The organism is Corynebacterium marambiense (genome assembly GCF_016342275.1).
Taxonomy (GTDB): domain Bacteria; phylum Actinomycetota; class Actinomycetes; order Mycobacteriales; family Mycobacteriaceae; genus Corynebacterium; species Corynebacterium marambiense.
In genome coordinates this window covers 72,464-90,436 of sequence record NZ_JAEIOT010000011.1, presented here as the reverse complement: position 1 = coordinate 90,436, position 17,973 = coordinate 72,464, and the positions used below count along the sequence as shown (strand labels likewise).

Sequence of the window (17,973 nt, the reverse complement as noted above, 5' to 3'; positions counted from 1 at the left end):
CCCGCCGGAATCTCCCCGGCCACCCCTGCGTGACAACTCGAAAAGGACCGTTTCAGAACCATGTCCAGCTTGATCATCTACTCAGCCACCCTTTACGACGGCACCATCGGTGGAACCGCCACCGACAGTGCGCTGCGCATCGCCGACGGCGTCATCACCCATGTCGGTACCACCGCTGACTCCCACAACTGGCCCTCCGAGGGAGCCGAGATCATCGACGCTGCGGGTGCCCCGGTCGTCCCCGGCTACGTTGACGTCCACCACCACGGCGGTGGCGGGTTCGCCTACGACGACGGCCCCGAAACCGCCACCACGGCCCTGGCGAAGCACGCCGCCCACGGCACGACCCGCGCCGTGCTCTCCTACGTCACCGATTCCCTGGATCTGATGGAAAAGCGCATCCGCGAGGGCGCGGAGATCGTCCGCACCAACCCTCGGGTCATCGGCCTGCACCCCGAGGGCCCGTTCCTGGATCCGGGGCACAAGGGTGCGCACCCCGAGCACGAGCTGAAGGACCCCACCGACGAGAACGTCCGGCGGATTCTCGACGCCGGTCAGGGAACCATCGTCCAGATGACCATCGCCCCGGAACGCACCAACGGCACTGAAGCGGTCAAACTGCTCGTCGAGAACGGCGTCGTCGCCGCTGTCGGACACACCAACGCCAGCTACGAGACCTCACGCGAGGCTTTCAACAACGGGGCCACCCAGCTCACTCACGCGTTCAACGGAATGAACGGAATTCACCACCGAGCCCCCGGCCCGGTCATCGCCGCGCTCCGCGACGAGCGCGTGTGGGTCGAGGTCATCAACGATGGAATCCACGTGCACCCGCAGGTGGTGCGGTCCCTGTTCCTCGAGGCACCGGAGCGGGTCGTGCTCGTCACCGATGCGATGTCCGCAACCTGTAACCCGGACGGCGATTACATGCTCGGCCAGCTCAAGGTGAAGGTCCGCGACGGTGTCGCCCGCCTCGCGGAGGGCGACTCACTCGCAGGCTCCACCCTGACCATGGACCGTGCGGTGGCCAACGCTGTGCACGAGGTCGGTGTTCCCCTCGATGTCGCCGTCGCCGCAGCCACCGGACACGCGGCACGCTGCATCGGAATGAACGACCGCTACGGCCGTATCGCGAAGGGATACCCGGGTGATGTCCTGATCCTCGACCCCGAAAGCCTACTTCCCACCCGTATCTGGGCAGCCGGCGAAGCTGTCGAGCCGGCCTGACCGGGCGGGGTAGAGTCAAGGGTGAGATGCCCGACGCCGGGTACCGGCGTCGGGCCCTTCCGCCGAGAGGCCCGCAGTGAGGAGCACCACAGTGACTAGACCCCCGAACTCCCCCCTCGCCTTCATCACCGGCCGCCATCGTGCATTGCACGCTGACCTGGCCGCACTCCTTCTTTTCGCACTCTTGGCACGGCTTGCTCACCGCGGCGACGGACTCGAATTCTCAATCGGTGGATGGCTGGGCACCGCATGGCCGTTTCTTGTCGGGGTCCTGCTCGCCTACGGAATCCTCGCGGTCAAACGCCGCGAACCGCTGCCGATCAACCCCGGCGGACTCACCGTCTGGCTCGTCACCCTCGTGACTGGCCTGGCGATTTGGGGGGTGCGCCACTCGGCGATCCCCCACTGGTCCTTCATGATCGTCGCAGGCCTCATGTCCGGACTACTTTTGCTCGGGTGGCGGACCTTCGGGACAGTGGCTCGCCGTATGGGGTGGGTGCGGGTCGGCAACCGCTTCAACGGCGCGGACCGCCAGCCGCACAGGCGCCGCTCCCGGAACGACAAACGTCAGTTGAGGTAACGTCCCAGCCCCGCGCGGTGCTCCTAGCGCCGCAGGAGCGGCTCGACGTACGCGCGGTACGCGAAGGCGAACATCCCCGGAATATCGGTCAGGAGATCGACGGCAGTGGACAGCGCGCTGGACAAGGGTGTTCTCCTCCGGGGTGATCAGGCAACCGGGGACGGGGTTCTCCGGCGGGGCTGGTGCCCATCCACACTACAACCCGGTGTCCACACCCGTGGTCTCACCGGGCGGAGTCCGTTCGATCAGGGACGCGGGCCGAGAGCGGTCGTGTCCGCCGGGGCGCCCCGCGAATCAATCCTGGCCCGGAGCTGATTCATCGCAACCGTGTTCACTTCACACATGTGCCGGATAACCGGGCCCAGTTGCCCGGGGAGGTGACCCCCAACCGGCGGAGCCCCTCAAGATCAGGCGGGCAGGAACTCCCGGTCCCCTCCGGTGGATGGAAACGCCGCTCGGGAACACCCCGGGGAGTTTTCGTCGAAAGGTGGCCCGGCCCGGGACGCTCATCTCCGAACCCGACTTCACCGTGGATGCAGGGTGTCGGTTTCAAAGGGGTACGACCGACAGATCCCCTGCCCACCGGAACCGGTTCGGCGAAACCACCACGAAAGAGGTCCCCTCCCGCCGGGTTCATGTCCTCGGGCGCCTGCGGCCTGCGGCCACGCGATCTGCGGGGCCGCGCGGAACAGCCGGTGCCCGAAACCGGCAGTTCCGCGAAGATCCTGACCGCCCGTACCGAGCCGGGATCACCACGGTACCGGGCGAGGCGGCTCGCACCCAAGGGCACTGCGACACCGACGGGCGAGTTTTCCCCAGCCCGAGGCGACGTCCCCCCCCGTTGGGCGGGGACTGGTCATAACCGACTGATCCGTCCATGAGAGAGTTCACACCTGGACGGCTCCCCGGTCCGCCCCCCCTGCCGGGATGTGGGATGAATATGTCCTCGATGCGGCAGGAGAAGCATTCGGCCAGCTGGAACGCCAGGCGCAGGGAAGGGTGGTAGCGGCCCTTCTCAATGCTGATGACGGTCTGCCGTGACACCCCCAGGGAGTCAGCCAACTTCTGTTGCGACAGCCCGTGCTGCTCACGTAGCTGCCTGAGCCTGTTGTCCACGATCTAGCTTTCCCGCAGCTTGCGGAGACCGAAGTCGACGGCGAAGACCCCCATCAGGAAAGAACCGACGTATATCGCCATCAGGGACCCGGACACAGAGAAGTCCCAGAACACCGATGCGACACCGAGCACTCCGACCGAGATCAGCGCCGTATGAAAGGTGTCCTGTGCGGCTTGCGCGTACCAGTGGTTCTCGATCGATTCCCCGGGCCGCTCCACGGCACCCGCGATGGACCCGCGGTCAACCATCAGCGCCCATGCTCCGGCGGTGGACACCGGGGCGATGCACACGCTGGACACGGTGACTGCGAGCAGAGGGTTGCCGGTGAATCGCGTCAGCGCCACAACGCTCCCGAAGCCGACCGCGACGATGATGCCGCTCACCAGGGAGAGCGCGATCAGGGTTTTCGGGGTTCCGCCGAACTTCGCGCGGCCGAATCGGGTGCGGGTCCCGTTCATGGTTTTCCACTCCTCGGAGTTAAGTTTCCTTGACATCACCGAGGCTAGGCCGGGCTACCGTCGTGGTCAAGGGTCTTTGACAGTCACCGGGGCGCCGCGACGCCCGGACGAGCTCGGTGCCCCACCATCGGGTCGAAGATCACCCCCGAGAAAGCACCGCTGTGTACGGCTGGAACCGCGTGCCGAGGCTCCGTCCCGGCCGGAAGCCGACCGGCCTCCCCGCCAGCCATCCTGAATGTGACAGTATTCGTGCAGCCAACCCCACCCGGCGAGCGATGCGTAGGCTCACACGTGGCGCACCGGGGAGTGCGTGCGACCGGGACGCCGCCGAATGAGCGGCGCCGTGGAAGTGGAAGTACGCATCCTGCGCGGACCGGACAGCCGGCCGAGAAAGCCCCCTTCCGTCACGATGCCGGTCAGCGGCACCCGTCGGGTTGCCCACCGGAGTCGACTGGTCGGGCCGACTGAGAACTGCCCGGGGCGAATAGCGCCCGGGGCATATCTGGCCGACGGGCTGCTCGACGTCGGGATGTACCATGCAGTTCGCGCTCTGAAACACAGTCCACCGCATCCGATCCACCGGCCCCGGTCGTCCACAGTCACCGCCATCGGGAAGGAACCCCGTGCCCACCGCCACCACCCCGAGTACCGCCCACGGCCCACTGTCCCTGTCAGGGTACGGTGCGGCGATGGACAGCCCGACGGTCTGGCTCAGTGCTCTGGTACTCGTGGTTCTCACGGCGACCGCCGTCTATTCCGTGGAACGGGCGGAGTCCACGCCAACGACGGCTCTGCTGTGCGCGGTTCTGTGCCTACTCACCCCGGTGATCGGCCCCGCCGTGTGGCTACTCGTACGCAGGGTCATCGTTCCGCTCACGCACCACCGCGACTGAGGGACCGCCCGCTGCGGGATGAATGCGGGCAACGGGGCCCGGAACAGGCTGCTCACAGACTGTGGAGTGGCGGTTCCCGCTGGTCACAGGCATGGTGCCTGCCCCCTCCCGGAGTGCTGTCACATCGGCATGATCGTGTGTTTCTTCTGCTCCACGGGGACGCGCTTGGTGGACAGCTGCCGCAGGGCCTGCCGGAGCGCAACACGGGTCTGGTTGGGTTCGATCATGGCGTCGATGTAGCCGCGTTCAGCCGCGACGTAGGGGCTGGTCATGTTCTCGTCGTAGAAGTCCATGAACAGTTTCTTCATGTACTCGCGCTGCTCCGGCGGGGCGGCGGCGATCTGCCGGCCCTGGATCATCACGACGGCTGCGGCGGCCCCCATGACGGCGACCTGGGCGGTGGGCCACGCGAGGTTGATGTCACCGGAGAGGGACTTCGAGCCCATCACGGCGTAGGCGCCGCCGTATGCCTTGCGGACGATGAGGGAGATCTTCGGCACCGTGGCCTCCACGACGGAGAACCCGAGCTTCGCACCACGGTGGATCAGGCCGAGCTTCTCCTGCTCGACGCCGGGCAGGTAGCCGGGGGTGTCGACGACGAACACCAGCGGGATGTTGTAGGCGTCGCAGATCCGGATGAAGCGGGAGGACTTGTCGGCGGCGTCGGCGTCGATGCAGCCAGCGTAGAACATCGGCTGATTAGCCACGACACCGACGCTGTGTCCATCGATACGTGTGAAACCGGTGATCATGTTCGGCGCGTAGTCGGCCTGAATCTCCAGCAGGCCCTCGTCATCGAAGATCTGGTCGAGGAGATCGTGCATGTCGTAGCCGGCGTTGGTGTCGTCCGGCATGAACGAGTCGAGCGCCATGTCCCGTTCGGTGGGTGTGTCGTCCTCGGCGGCGTACACGGGCGCCGGTTCGAAGCAGGAACTCGGCAGGTGGTCGAGGAGCTCGTGGACGTAGTCGTAGGCGTCCTCCTCGTCGGTGGCGACGTAGGAGACGTTGCCGTTGAGCATCTGCTCGTAGGCGCCACCGAGTTCGGCCGATGAGATGACCTCGCCGGTGACGCTCTTGATGATCTCGGGACCGGTGACGTACATCTCGGCGCGGTCCGCCACGGCGACGACGAAGTCGGTGGTCACGGGGGCGTACACCGCACCACCGGCGCACTTGCCCAGCATGATCGAGATCTGCGGGCTGCGTCCCGAGAGAGGCAGCTGGCGGCGGGCGATCTCGGAGTACATCGCCAGGGAGGTGACGGCGTCCTGGATGCGGGCGCCACCGGAATCGTTGATGCCGATGACGGGGCAGCCGATCTTGATGGCCATGTCCATCACCTCGCAGACCTTCTTGCCGAAGGTCACGCCCACCGAACCGCCGAACACGGTCTTGTCGTGGGCGTAGACGGCGACGGGACGCCCGCCGATGCGGCCGTAGCCGGCGACGACGCCGTCACCGTAGGGGGCGTCAGGGGTGTCCGGGGTGCGCCCAAGTGCCCCGATCTCGACGAAGGAGCCCTCGTCGAGGAGCCGGGAGATGCGGTGGCGGGGCGTCGTCAGACCTTCGGCGTCACGCTTGGCACGGGCTTTCTCACTGCCCGGGTCCTGTGCCCGCGCGAGTTTGGCGTGCAGATCCGCGAGTTTCTCAGCGGTGGTGTGGCCGGTCACGTCGCCCCTTTACCTCTTCTAATTCTAATTATCGTCGCGGGCGAGCTCTTCGATGCGCCGGGTCAGGTGCGCGCCGACGGTCCCGATGACCGGCTCGTCCACGATGGCGAGATGGTCGCCGCTCAATTGAACGATCTCCAACTCATTAACGATAGCGGACCATCCGCCGTCGGGGTCAATCCGCGCGAGGCGCGGCTCGAGCTCGATCGCACCGTCGTGCATGCGCTCCGCCCGGAACAGCAGGACCGGCACCTGGACGTCGGCCCAGCGCCCCAGATCGACCGTGTCGAGGATGCGGTTGTCCACGAAACTGGCCCGCTGGTGCTCGAGGACACCGGCGGACAGTCCGTGCTCGGTGGCGTCGGTGTTGGCGAGGAACTCACCCATCATCGCCAACAGGGCTTCCTCGCCGGCGCTCTCAAGGAGGTCGAAGGGTACCGGGAAATCGAGACCGTAGGTCTTCTTGGCGAACGCCTGGTAACGCTGCCAACGCGCCTTCGTCTCCGCCATCGTGTCCGGCACCGGTTCGGAGGGCTGTACGGTATCGAGGAGCACGATCTGCTCGACCTCGATGTCGGAACCGACGAGCTGATGCGCGACCTCGTAGGCCAGTGCGCCGCCGAAGCTCCAGCCGCCGAGGATCACGGGCTGCCCCTCGGAGTGGGCGCGGATCTCGTCGATGTACGCGGCGGCACGTTCCTCGAGAGAACCTTCGAGACGCTCGACACCATAGACGGGGACGTCCTCCGGGAGGCGCCGCATCAGGGGCTGGTAGACCACCGAGGAACCACCCGCCGGGTGGAACATGAACACGGCCGGTTTGTCGGAGCCCTCGGGGCGGGGCCGCAGGACCCGGATGTTGCCCTCAACCTCGGTCTCCAGTCCCTCGCGCACGGCATCAGCCAGTGGTTCGAGGGTCTGTGCCTCGTGCACCTGAGCCGCCGTGATTTCCGTGCCGGAGCGTTCCGTGAGGCGCTCCGCGATAGCGGTGGCGGTCTCCTCGTCGACCTCGGGCAGATCACTGGTCACCCCGGTCGCAGCGGCACCGGTCAGGGTCGCCCAGGTCGCGAAGACGAGACGTTCGGAGGCGTCGCGGGGGGCGACGCCGACGCCCTGGCGCTGGGGGTTCGTCGGGGTTTCGTCGGCGGCTGCCGCAACGGAGGTCCCGGCTTCCTCGGCGGGTGCCGAGGCAGTCGACTCCGGTTCGGCCGGTGCCGCGTGACGGTCGGCAACGAGCTGCTCCACGAGGACCACGACGTCCGCGACGGATGCGTCCCGCAGTGCCTGGACCTGGAGCGGCGGGATCTGGAAGTCGTTCTCGATGCGGTTCTTGATGCGCATACCCATCAGGGAGTCGAGCCCGAGATCGATCAGCGGGAGTTCACCCGGAAGATCGTCAACGTCGTAGCCCATGGACTCACTAACGATGGTCCGTAGCCGGTCCTCGACGCTCTCCCCGCTCGCCGGGTCCCAACGGACGGCGTCGACGACGATCTCGGGCAGACCGGTCTCGGATGGGTCGGCGGCCTCGGAATCGGAGTCGTAGCTGCCAACACCCGCACCACCGGGCACCGGGCCGAGCCCGTCACCGGTGTGTGCTGCGGCGAAGCCCTCGGCGACGAGGGTCGCGGTGCCACCGAGCATTCGGTGGACGGTGACGTCGACGCCGCCGAGGTGACGGCGGGCAATCGTCGTGATCTCACCGGAGGGCGGCAAGGTACCCCGTTCCTCGAAGGCGACGACGGTGGTCTCCGGGTTCAGTGCCTCGGCCGCGGCCTCGACGAGCGCGAGTGTCGAGGGCACGGTCTCCGCGAGGATTGAGAACGCCACGGAGCCGTCGGGCAGGGACACCCGGTTGCCCGGGATGCTGGACACGGACGTGGATGAGGGGCGGGCGGCGGTCCAGTAGCGCTGGTGCTTCCAGCGCACGCCGGGTGCATTGATGCGCTCCCCGTCGCCGATGAGCAGGCCGAGGTCGATCGGCTGGCCCGCGACGTAGAGCCGGGACAGCACATCGCGCAGGGTCTCGGCCGGGGGCACCTTGCGCTTGAGGGTGTGCAGCAGCTGCGCGTCGGGCTTGCCCACCGAGAATGCTGTGTTCATCATGCCCATCAGGGCGACGGGGTTGGGGCAGACCTCGACGAGGATGTCGTGGCCGTCGGCGAAGACGCGGGAGATCGCGTCCAGGAACCAGACCCGCCCGCGGGTGCAGCGCACCCAGTAGTCGGTGTCGTGGACGACGGATCCCGCCGGGTAGACTACGCCGCGGTCGACGGAGCTGTAGAGCGGAATGGTCAGGGGACGCGGCTCGATGTCGGCGGTCTCCGCGGCGAGCTCACCGAGGAGGGGTTCGACGGCGCTGGTGTGGCCAGCGCCGCGGACGTTGAGCAGCCGGGCGAACTTCTCCTGCTTCTCCAGGAGTTCGACGAAGCGCACGACGGCATCCCGGGGACCGCCGACGGTGGTCATGCCGGGGCCGGCGTAGACGGCGGGTTCGATGCCCGCGAAGTCGGGGTTCTCGGCGATGAAGGTGTCCAGCTCGTCGACGGAGAATTCCACGACGGCCATCGCGCCAAGCTGATCCTCGGGCAAGGACTTCTCCCCCTCACCCATGAGACGTGACCGGTGGCAGGCCACCCGCATGGCGTCCTCGGCGGACAGGCCACCGGCGGCGTAGGCCGCGGCGATTTCGCCCATGGACATGCCCGCGACGGCGGCGGGGGTCGCCCCAAGGTGCGCGAGGAGGTCGGTGAGCGCGATCTGGATCGCGGTGATGGCAACCTGCGCGGTCTCGGTGTCGTAGGTCTGCTCGTCGTCGGTGATGATATCGGTCAGCGACCAGCCCGACTCGAAGCCGATGATCTCGTTAAGTTCATTGAGCCGCTCACGGAACAACGGCGACAGCTCGTAGAGTTCCTTGGCCATCTTGCGGTGCTGTGACCCGAATCCCGAATAGACGAACACGGGGCCGGGCTGGGCGGGGGAATCGGCGACGGCGATCCCGGCGCCTTTCTTGCGCTCGGCGACGATACCCAGGCGCTTGACGGCCTCCGCGACGCTGGATGCGGTGACGACCGCGGCGGAACGGCCGTGGTTCTGCCGGGCCAGGGAACGGGCGACCTTAGGCAGATCGGAGTCCGGGCGGCCCTCGAGGAACTCAGCGAGCACACCAGCGGCCCGCGCGCGGCGGGACGGCAGCAGACCGGAGACCGGCAGGAGGACGGCCTCGCCGTCGTCGAGCTGGGCCTCGATCTCCGGGCGCTCAATGTCGTAGTCCATCGGGTCGAAAGCCTGCACCACGGCGTGGGCGTTGGTGCCACCGAAGCCGAAGCCGGACACGCCCGCGGTGGGGCGACCCGAGTAGCACGGCCATTCGCGCGGGTCCTCGACGACCTCGAGGTGCTCTGCGTCAAAGTCGACGTAGGGGTTCGGGCCGCTGTAGTTGAGAGACGGCGGGATCACGCCGTTGCGCATGCCGAGGACGACCTTGATCAGGCCCGCGGCGCCCGCGGCGGACTCGGAGTGCCCGAAATTCGTCTTCGCGCTGCCGAGCAGGGTCGGGTCGGCGGCGTCCCGGTCCGCGCCGAGCACCGTGCCGAGCGCGGTGGCCTCGATCGGGTCACCGAGGATCGTGCCGGTGCCGTGGGCCTCGACGTAGTCGACGACTGCCGGGTCGATGCCGGCATCGGCGTAGGCGCGCTCGAGGACGTCAATCTGGGCCTCTGGGTTCGGGGCGGTCAGCCCGTTGGAACGGCCGTCGGAGTTGACGGCGGTGCCCTTGATCACGGCGAGGATCTCGTCGCCATCGGCAATGGCGTCGTCGACGCGCTTGAGCACGACGAGGCCTGCCCCATCGGAGCGGATGAAGCCGTCGGCATCCTCCGAGAACGCGTGGATCTTACCCGTGGGGCTAATCACCCCGAGTTCCCCGAAGGCGGTGGAGATGAAAGGTGAGGAGAGAATGTTGACGCCGCCGGCGAGTGCGACGGTGGCGTCCCCGTCGCGCAGGGCGCGGACGGCGTGGTGTACCGCGACGAGCGAGGATGAGCAGGCGGTGTCGATGGACACCGAGGGCCCGCGGAAGTCGAAGGCGTAGGAGATACGGTTCGGGATGATCGAGCTCGCCGTTCCCGTGAGCGCGTAGGGGTGCGCCTCGGCCGGGTCCGCGGAGATCAGCATGCCGTAGTCGTTGTTGGTGGAGCCGATGAAGACACCGACCGGCTCGCCGCGCAGCGAGGAGACGGGGATGTGCGCGTGCTCGAGAGCCTCCCAGGCAAGCTCAAGGACGATGCGCTGCTGCGGGTCCATGTTGGCGGCCTCGACCGGTGAGAACCCGAAGAACTCGGCGTCGAACGTCGCGATGTCCTCCAGGTAGCCGCCGGTGGTGTTGACCTCGGCGAGTTTGCGCGCCATGACGTCGTCGCCCGAGTACTCGGACCAGCGCCCGATGGGCAGGTCCCCCACTCCGTCCCGGCCACTGACCAGCAGATCCCACATCTCGTCGAGGTTGTCCGCGCCCGGATAGCGGGCAGCCATCCCGATGATCGCGATATCGTGGCTGCCGGGTGTCCCGTTCGTGGAGGCGGTACGCACCCCAGCCTGCGCGCGGGGGCTGCGTTTCACCGCTACGGGCCCCTCAATCACGCGGCGAGCCAGGGCCCCGATTGTCGGGAACTCGTACGCCACAGTCGCATCGAGCTGGGTACCGACGAGGTTCTCCAGCTCGCCGGAGAGAACCACGACGTCACGCGAGGACAGCCCAAAGGTCTCCATCGGCTTGTCATCGGTGATCTCCTCCTCGGGCAGGCCTGTTGTCCTGACGACCCAGTCACGCAGCCACGTACGTAGTTCTGCGGTGGTCATCGACGAGGACTGCTGACTGTGATCCATGCGGTGGCTTCACTCTTTTCGTGTGGTGATTTCGGTCTTGATGAATTATCTGATTCGCCACGGTGATCGTTTCACCCCGGTAACGGCGCGGCCCCCCGTGGTTCCCCTCCCGCCGGTGTGACGGGAGGGGAACCACGGGGGGCCTGTCCGGTGGTGGCTGATGATCCCTATGCGAGATAGTCGCGGCGACAGACCCTCCGGGCAATCTTACCGCTGGAACTGCGCTTGATTTCGTCGGGTGCGACGATCACGATGTCCTCCGGAACGACACCGTGCGAGGTGGACACGGCGGTGCGGATCGCGTCGATCGCCGCAGCGTCACCGTCCGCGTCCCGTCCGAGATCGCGTTCCGCGATGATGACCAGTTTCTCCACCTCGTCGCCGGGGATGGCGAACGCAGCGATGGCCGCGGGGCGGATGTGGTCCGAGGCGTGGTCGACGGTGTACTCGATGTCCTGCGGGTAGTGGTTCCGGCCCGCGATGATGATGAGGTCCTTGCGGCGGCCGGTGATGTAGAGCTCGTCGTTGACGATCACACCGAGGTCGCCGGTTGCCAGCCAGCGGTCATCGTCCGGGGCGCCCTCAGCGCGGGAGTTCTCGGGCAGACGACCGGCAAGGGTGTTGCGGAACGTCTCGGCGGTGTCGTCGGGGCGGTCGAGATAGCCGGCGGCGGTGTTGTCGCCGTGGGTCCACATCTCACCGACGGTGCCGTCGGGCACCTCGCAGCGGGTCTCGGGATCGACGATGACGAGGTGCTGCGGGCGGGCCACCTGGCCGTTGGACACGAGGGCGGCGGCGTGCTCACCGGGGCCGTCGACGAGCTCCACGGTGCCCTCGTTGAGGCGGTCCCGGTCGACCCAGGTGATCAGCGGGCGGGTGTCGGTCTGCGGGGTGGAGACGATGAGCGATGCCTCGGCCAGACCGTAGGAGGGGCGGATGGCGTTGGTGTTCAGACCGTACCCACCGAAGGCGTCGATGAACTGGTTGATGGCTTTCGGGGTAACCGGCTCGGAGCCGACGATCAGACCGTCCACGCGGCTGAGGTCCAGGGTCTCCCCCTCGGCGGGGCGACCGTAGCGCACGGCGAGCTCGAGGGCGAAGTTCGGGACGATGGTGTAGATGTACTCGTCTTCGTCACCGGCGGCGATCTGGTCTAGCCACCGACCGGGCTGCTGAATGAAGTCGCGGGGGCTCATCATCTCGATCTTCAGCCCGAGGATCACACAGAAAGCGGCGAGAATGATGCCCATGTCGTGGTGCAGCGGCAACCAGGAGACCACCCGCAACGGCAGCTTCAGATTCGCCGCGGTGAAGATCTGCAGCACGTTGGTCATGATATTGCGGTTGGTCAGAACCACGCCGGCGGGGGTTCGGGTCGAGCCGGAGGTGTACTGCAGGAACGCCACGAGGTCCAGCGGGGACGTCGTCGAGGACGCGGCGAGCTGCTTGCCGGCCTCGGTCTCCATGGGGTTGACGAAGCTCTCGGCCAGGGAGTCCGGGAGCGCATCGATCGTGAGGATACGCGGGCGTTCTGCTGCGGGGCGGGACGCGAACAGTTTGCGGACGGCCGCTGCGGAGGCGGAGTTCGTCAGGATGAACTTGGGCTCGCAGTCCGCGAGGACCGCAGTGAGGTGGTCACCGTGACCGGGCTCCATCGGATCGTAGAGCGGGATCGGGGCCATGCCGGCGTACATCGCGCCGAGGAAGCCGAACATGTACTCCGGGCTATTGCCGGCGAGGATCGCGACCCGGTCACCGAGCGAACCGATCTGCTGGAGACGGGCGGCGACAGCCTTGATTCGGGTGTTGATCTGCCTGCGCGAATAGTCCGTGCACTCACCGTCGCGGTTCAACGAGTAGTCCCAGAACCGGAGGCAGTCACGGTCCACGCCACCTGAGGCGGCCTCCACCATGTAGAGGGTCTCGCACAGTCCGGCCAGCGTCAGCTGCTCCGGAAGGTTGATCTGGCCCTTGTCATCAAAGAACTGGCCGATGGCCGCCTTGAGATCCATTATTCTCCTCGTTCGTCGGTGTGGTGCGCACTATCCGGCACCGTATTTTGCATCGTAAGTTTGGTCCAGTGTATTACTTTGCCGACGAAACACCCGCCGACGCGCGGTGTCAGGGCACCGGAGGCACGGAGTTGACCACACCGGATTCGGGCGCCTGCGCGGGTGCCGGGGCCCGGTCGATGAGGCCGGAGATCCAGCCGATCAGCCACTGGGTTGTCGTCGACCCCGGGAACACGTTCGGGTTCGTGGCGTACTGTGCGTGCACCCCGTTGTTCTCGATCAGCCCCTGGGCCCGCTCCACCGCGTTCCCGACGCCCAGCGGGGCATCGCAGATGTGGTCGTTCGGGGCACAGACCTGGAAGGTCCGGTCGTCCAGGACACCGAAGCCGCTATCCCGCGGGCCGCGCATCGTGGCGCCCGGGGTGACCAGCTGCACGGCCGGGTTCAGCAATTCGAGGGAGATCTCGGCACCGACACCGGACACCGGGTTGCCCACGGACTGCCCGACACCGGGCTCGCGCCGACCGTCTGCGATCAGGGCGACACCCCTGACGCGTTCAGCAGGCACGGCGCCGTGTCCGTTGCCGATCTCGCTGGCGATGTCACCGACGATGACCGCTCCCTGGGAGAATCCCGTCATGACGAAGTCGGTGAGCGGGCAGTCCCGATGGGTGATCCGGAGCTCATTCTCCAGCGTCGACGTGCCCTCGTTCCGGGACTCGTCGTAGGTCATCTCCTGATCAGCGTTGAGATTGCGGAACTGCGCGGTGTACGGCAGCGTCCATACCTTCACCCGGTCCGCCGGATACGTGTTCTGCAGCGGCCGGGTGACCGTCAGCAGGAACGAGTTGGGGTTGAACGACGGGTTGGCCGGATCGTCCGTGGGCGACGACTCCCACGTGCCCGGCGCGGCGATGACCTCGACGTCGGGGCACCAGTCCGGCTGTACCGGTCCGGTGGCGGCGGGCCCGCCGGGTCCACCCGGTTCCTGGCCGGGAATGATCCCCTCATCATTGACCCAGCGCCATGTTCCCACGGCGATCAGGCCGACCACGATGATGACGGCCAGGACTGTCAGCGTCTTTTTCATACCGTCTAGCAGTACGCCGACTTGGCGGCGGAGGCAATCCGCTTAGCGATCTCCGGGACCGGGGCGGAGGCCCGCCCTTGCTCAACGAGTTGACCGGCGACGGCCTCCAGCGTGTAGTTCTCCACGCCGCTGGCGGCCGAGCGGCACACCTCGGCAGCGGCACCAATCATCTGGTCCTCGACACCGTCGACGGTGATTCCGCTGCCCGTGAGCGCCTTCAGGTAGTCCAGGTCGGCGGGACTGCGGTCCTGGGCAAGCCCGGGGATCTCATCAATCTCCCTGGCTGCCCCGTCCCGGGGCTCGGGCACTGCGGGAACCACCGGCTGGGGGGCGACCTCCCGGTGCTCCGGGCTGGCGGAGGAGAGTGACGATTCCTTCGATTCGCGGGCGGCCTTCTCCTCCGCGGAGGCGGCAGACGACGCTGTCGGCAGCGAGGACGTAATCGCCTGGGTCTCGGTGGCATCACCACTCTCAGAGGTAGCTCCGCCGCATCCCGCGAGTGCGAGCACCGCGACGGTCAGCAGGGGAAAGGTAAACCTACGCATCAGTTCATTTCCTCGACGATTCGACCGTTGATCTGCTTGATCGTGCCGTGTCGGAAGGACTGCTTCAGGCCACCGGCGGGGATCTCCTCGAGATCGGTGGTGGGCCACCCGAACTTGCCGTTCTCCCATCCGTTCTTGCCCCAGTGGTCGCGGATGTCGCCGTTGTACACAGCGTGTGCACCAGTGGAGGCGGACCAGTAGATCGTGCCGTTGTCGAAGTTCTGCAGCGCGCCCCCCGCGATCAGGAACTCGTTGGAGGTCGGTGCACCGAGCTTCGACGCGGTAGCCTTCATCTCGCCGTACTTGCGGGCGATGAGGCCGCGGGACCAGAATGTCCCGTTCTTCGGGGTGCGGATGACGTAGCCGCCCTGGAACTGCTGGATCCAGCTGCCCTCAAGTTCCTTGGCCTCGGCCACCGGGTACCCGAGCACGCCGGTCTCCCAGCCTTGATCGCCCCAAGCCTCGAACATGTCGCCCGGGATCTCACGGGCGCCGGTCTCCGGGGTCCAGTAGATGGACCCGTTCTCGAAGTGGACATACCGACCCTTGCCGTCCGGCGTGGCCAGCTCGTTGGTCTTCGGGAAGCCGAGGAAGGAGCGCGGCCCGCCGAGCTCCGCGTAGCGGGCGGCGATGCGTCCGATGATCACGTGCGCGCCGGTGTCCGCGGACCAGTACGCCTGGCCCCCGCGGAAGTCCTGCGCCTTACCGGCGTCACCGTCACCGGCGACGACGTCGTACTCGTTGTTCACGCAGTTGCCCCATGCGCCGGAGGCGGTCGCCTCCGCGATCGCGCCGATGGTGACGCAGTCCGCGCCCCGGTCCGCGTCCTTCAGGGCGAGGGTATCGGCGATGTAGGGCCACGCCTGGGTCAGCTCGAACTGCCAATACGGCCAGTTGTGCACGCCCGACGGCCGGAACATGGCGATCACGGGGACACCGGCGTCCTTGGCCGCCTCGACGAAGGTCTGCGAGGTCATCCGGGCGATGACCTCGAGCCCCTTGCCCGCCTCGTTGGCGGGACCGGTGGCGACGGAACCAGGCTCACCGAAATCGTCGCGCCCGGAGCCCGCGGAGATGTAGACGGTCTTTCCCTTCAGCGCCTCGATGCCGAGCTTCGGGTCGTTGTCAATCCAGCGCTGGGAGCCCGCGGGGCCCCACATGGCGTCGGCACTGTAGCCGCCGCCCTCCTGTAGCGCCCCGGAGATCATCGCCGGCATACCGGTGGAGGTGGTGTCCAGGTATCCGGAGAAGGAGCCGACGAAGTTGAAGAGGTCGGGGCGGTGCTCGGCGATGTTGACGGCGCCGGTGCCGCCCATCGACAGACCTGCGAGCGCACGCTCACCGTTCGCCCGGTAGCCCTGTCGCAGCACGGCGGGCAGTTCCTGCGTGAGGAATGACTCCCAGCGGTAGTTCTTGCCGTTGTCGGGGCGGTTCCAGTCGGTGTAGAACGACGACTCGCCGCCGATCGGCAGGATCACGTTGACGTTCTTGTCCGCGAAGAATTGTTCGGCGTTCGTGTTCAGGGTCCAGCCGGACTCCTCATCGACGGCGCGCAGGCCATCGAGCAGCCATACGCTCGGGAACTTCGCGTCCGGCTGGGAGTACCAGTCGCGGGCGAGCAGGATCTGCACCTGCATCAGCTGCTCCGGCATCGCAGCCGACTTGATGAACAAGGCGATGCGGTGCGTGCTCAGCCACTCCTGACGGACGACGTCAACGCCCTCGGGGAGACCGTCGATGTCGGGGTACTCCGTCTTGACGGGGGTCCGCTCCGGGACGTTGTCCTCCTTCAGGTAGTCAGAGACTCCCCCGGATGAGCCGAATGCGCTGGACAGGCCATCGAGGCCGGAGCTCTGTGCCAGGACCGTCGATTGCTCGGCCGAGGCGACCGGGGAGAGGAGTCCGACGCCCAGGGCGATGGCAGTGGGGACTGCAGCGAGGGCGATCCGGTAAGGCCGCCGGCTGCTGTTGGATGCGGTGTCGCGCATGAAGGTGTCCTTTGTATCGGTTCTTGAGATCAATGGTCGCCGGAAAATGGCCGACCGGTGCAACCGGTGGCATGAACTGGTGTCCTGCTCCGCTCCGGGAGTTCCCCTCCCCCGGAATGGGCAGTGACAACCGCCACCGGCTTTTCGTATTGCTATGTCGTCGCTCAAGGGTCGGGTCGTTACTAACCGCTGTACTAGCGTCCGACCCAAACCCTAAAGATCGACTTTAAGTTTAGGCAGTTCGCCGCGATTCGTCGATATTGACCGTGCGACACGCCGACATTACCCCACGCGTCACCTCGTCACGAGCCACGTCACCCGGCGTCCCCGAGGACCGGGGCGTGCCGCCCGCGACGAACCGGGGTATCCGCGCGGGCACCCGATCCAGACAGAGAGAATCCCCGCCCGAACCAATCGTTTCAGGTTCCGGCGGGGATGACGTTGAGCGGACAATCACCAGGCGTTCATGACGTCGAGGACGCGGCCCTTGGTCTTGTGCATCTGATCGGTCCAGATACCCCAGTTGTGGAGACCCGTCGGTGGATAGTCGACCGCCGGATCCAGGCCGATCGCACGGGCCTTGAGCTCCCAGGCAACCGTGGTGTTGCGGGCGACCCACTCGAGGCCCCACCCGACGATGCGATCCCAGAGTGGAACATTCCAATCGCCGCCAGCCCACATACCGGTCGCGGCGGAGATGTAGATGTCCTTACCACGCAAGCCTTCCATGTTCCAGTACGGATCATTCTCGAAGCGCCGCGGGCTGATCAGCGCTCCATACATGGAGTTGAGGTTCAGGCCACTGGTCTCAAGAAGAGCGATGCGCATCAACGTCTGCATACCCGGAGCAGTGGTGGTGAGATATCCGGAGAAACTCATGGCCTGCTGATACATCTCGGGGTGGCGCGCTGCGATATTCAGTGCCGCGGTTCCCCCCATGGAAAGCCCCGCGATGGAGTTGCGGTGGGGGTTGACCCCGAAGTGCTGCTGCAGGTATCCCGGCAGCTCAGCGGTGAGGAAGGTCTCCCATTTAATAACCTCAGGTGCGGAGGAACCAAAGTTACCGGGGGCGATCCAGTCACTGTAGAATGTGCCCGCGCCGCCGATCGGCATGATGAGGTTGATGTTGCTGTCCTCGTACGTGGCCGGCGCATCGGAGTACATCGTCCAGCCGGTCTGGTGCGAATCCGCACGCATCCCGTCGAGCAGATAGAAACCTGCGTCGCCACCGCGCTGGGAGGGCTGTACGAGGACGGGCACGGTGCGGTTCATGGAGGGCGACCACACGTCGCAGCGCTGCACTCCGTGTCCGGAGGCATCCCATTCGCAGGTGCCAGTAGCGTCCGGCCGCAGCCAGTCGCGGTTGGCGGCTTCGGCGGTTCCCGCGCCGACGACCATGAGGGTGGCCGTCACGGCGGTTGCGGCCACCACGGATGTGACCTTCTTCCCTGCGCTGTGCAGGCGAGAGGCGATTGACATGGTTCTCCTTGCGGGACGCTTTTC

Annotated in this window: 11 protein-coding genes and 2 pseudogenes; 3 read left to right on the top strand and 10 right to left on the bottom strand. The window is 66.7% G+C overall.

Annotation, left to right across the window (positions count from 1 at the left end):
- Positions 1–60: 60 nt before the first annotated feature.
- A complete protein-coding gene (nagA, locus tag JDV76_RS09640; protein WP_198736686.1) occupies positions 61–1,227 on the top strand; it encodes an N-acetylglucosamine-6-phosphate deacetylase in 1,167 nt (388 codons plus the stop codon).
- 91 nt (positions 1,228–1,318) lie between these two features.
- A complete protein-coding gene (locus JDV76_RS09635; RefSeq protein ID WP_336244254.1) occupies positions 1,319–1,807 on the top strand; it encodes a DUF3054 domain-containing protein in 489 nt (162 codons plus the stop codon).
- Positions 1,808–2,737: 930 nt separating this feature from the next.
- On the opposite strand, the pseudogene JDV76_RS12640 reads toward JDV76_RS09635, so the two are convergent.
- Both JDV76_RS12640 and JDV76_RS09625 read right to left on the bottom strand, forming a co-directional pair.
- Positions 2,738–2,923: pseudogene (locus tag JDV76_RS12640) on the bottom strand (helix-turn-helix transcriptional regulator); the annotation flags it as partial.
- A 3-nt stretch (positions 2,924–2,926) separates the two neighbouring features.
- Entirely contained in the window at positions 2,927–3,382 is a 456-nt protein-coding gene (locus JDV76_RS09625) for a hypothetical protein (protein WP_198736685.1), read from the bottom strand.
- A 623-nt stretch (positions 3,383–4,005) separates the two neighbouring features.
- Between JDV76_RS09625 and JDV76_RS09620 the strand changes: the two genes are divergently transcribed.
- A complete protein-coding gene (locus JDV76_RS09620) occupies positions 4,006–4,275 on the top strand; it encodes a PLDc N-terminal domain-containing protein (protein WP_198736684.1) in 270 nt (89 codons plus the stop codon).
- A 119-nt stretch (positions 4,276–4,394) separates the two neighbouring features.
- Here JDV76_RS09620 and JDV76_RS09615 read toward each other — a convergent pair whose 3' ends face one another.
- The 8 genes and pseudogenes from JDV76_RS09615 to JDV76_RS09585 form a co-directional block, all read right to left on the bottom strand.
- Entirely contained in the window at positions 4,395–5,945 is a 1,551-nt protein-coding gene (locus JDV76_RS09615; RefSeq protein ID WP_198736683.1) for an acyl-CoA carboxylase subunit beta, read from the bottom strand.
- A gap of 24 nt (positions 5,946–5,969) precedes the next feature.
- The gene (locus tag JDV76_RS13060) at positions 5,970–6,974 is read right to left on the bottom strand and encodes an alpha/beta fold hydrolase (RefSeq protein ID WP_418884424.1); all 1,005 of its coding nucleotides are present in this window, start codon (positions 6,972–6,974) and stop codon (positions 5,970–5,972) included.
- A gap of 191 nt (positions 6,975–7,165) precedes the next feature.
- A pseudogene (locus tag JDV76_RS09610) lies at positions 7,166–10,835 on the bottom strand (beta-ketoacyl synthase N-terminal-like domain-containing protein); the annotation flags it as partial.
- Positions 10,836–11,002: 167 nt separating this feature from the next.
- Positions 11,003–12,847 (bottom strand): FadD32-like long-chain-fatty-acid--AMP ligase, encoded by a 1,845-nt coding sequence (locus JDV76_RS09605; protein WP_198736682.1) that lies wholly within the window; start codon positions 12,845–12,847, stop codon positions 11,003–11,005.
- Positions 12,848–12,956: 109 nt separating this feature from the next.
- Positions 12,957–13,937 carry a cutinase family protein gene (locus tag JDV76_RS09600; RefSeq protein ID WP_198736681.1) on the bottom strand — a complete coding sequence of 327 codons (981 nt, stop codon included), beginning with the start codon at positions 13,935–13,937 and terminating at the stop codon, positions 12,957–12,959.
- A 5-nt stretch (positions 13,938–13,942) separates the two neighbouring features.
- Entirely contained in the window at positions 13,943–14,482 is a 540-nt protein-coding gene (locus JDV76_RS09595) for a DUF732 domain-containing protein (protein WP_198736680.1), read from the bottom strand.
- On the bottom strand, positions 14,482–16,470 hold the full coding sequence (locus JDV76_RS09590) for an alpha/beta hydrolase-fold protein (RefSeq protein ID WP_198736679.1): 1,989 nt from the start codon (positions 16,468–16,470) through the stop codon (positions 14,482–14,484). The genes JDV76_RS09595 and JDV76_RS09590 overlap by 1 nt, the downstream gene beginning before the upstream one ends.
- Positions 16,471–16,923: 453 nt before the next feature.
- Positions 16,924–17,949, bottom strand: a complete 1,026-nt coding sequence (locus tag JDV76_RS09585; protein WP_198736678.1) for an alpha/beta hydrolase — start codon at positions 17,947–17,949, stop codon at positions 16,924–16,926.
- Positions 17,950–17,973: the final 24 nt, after the last annotated feature.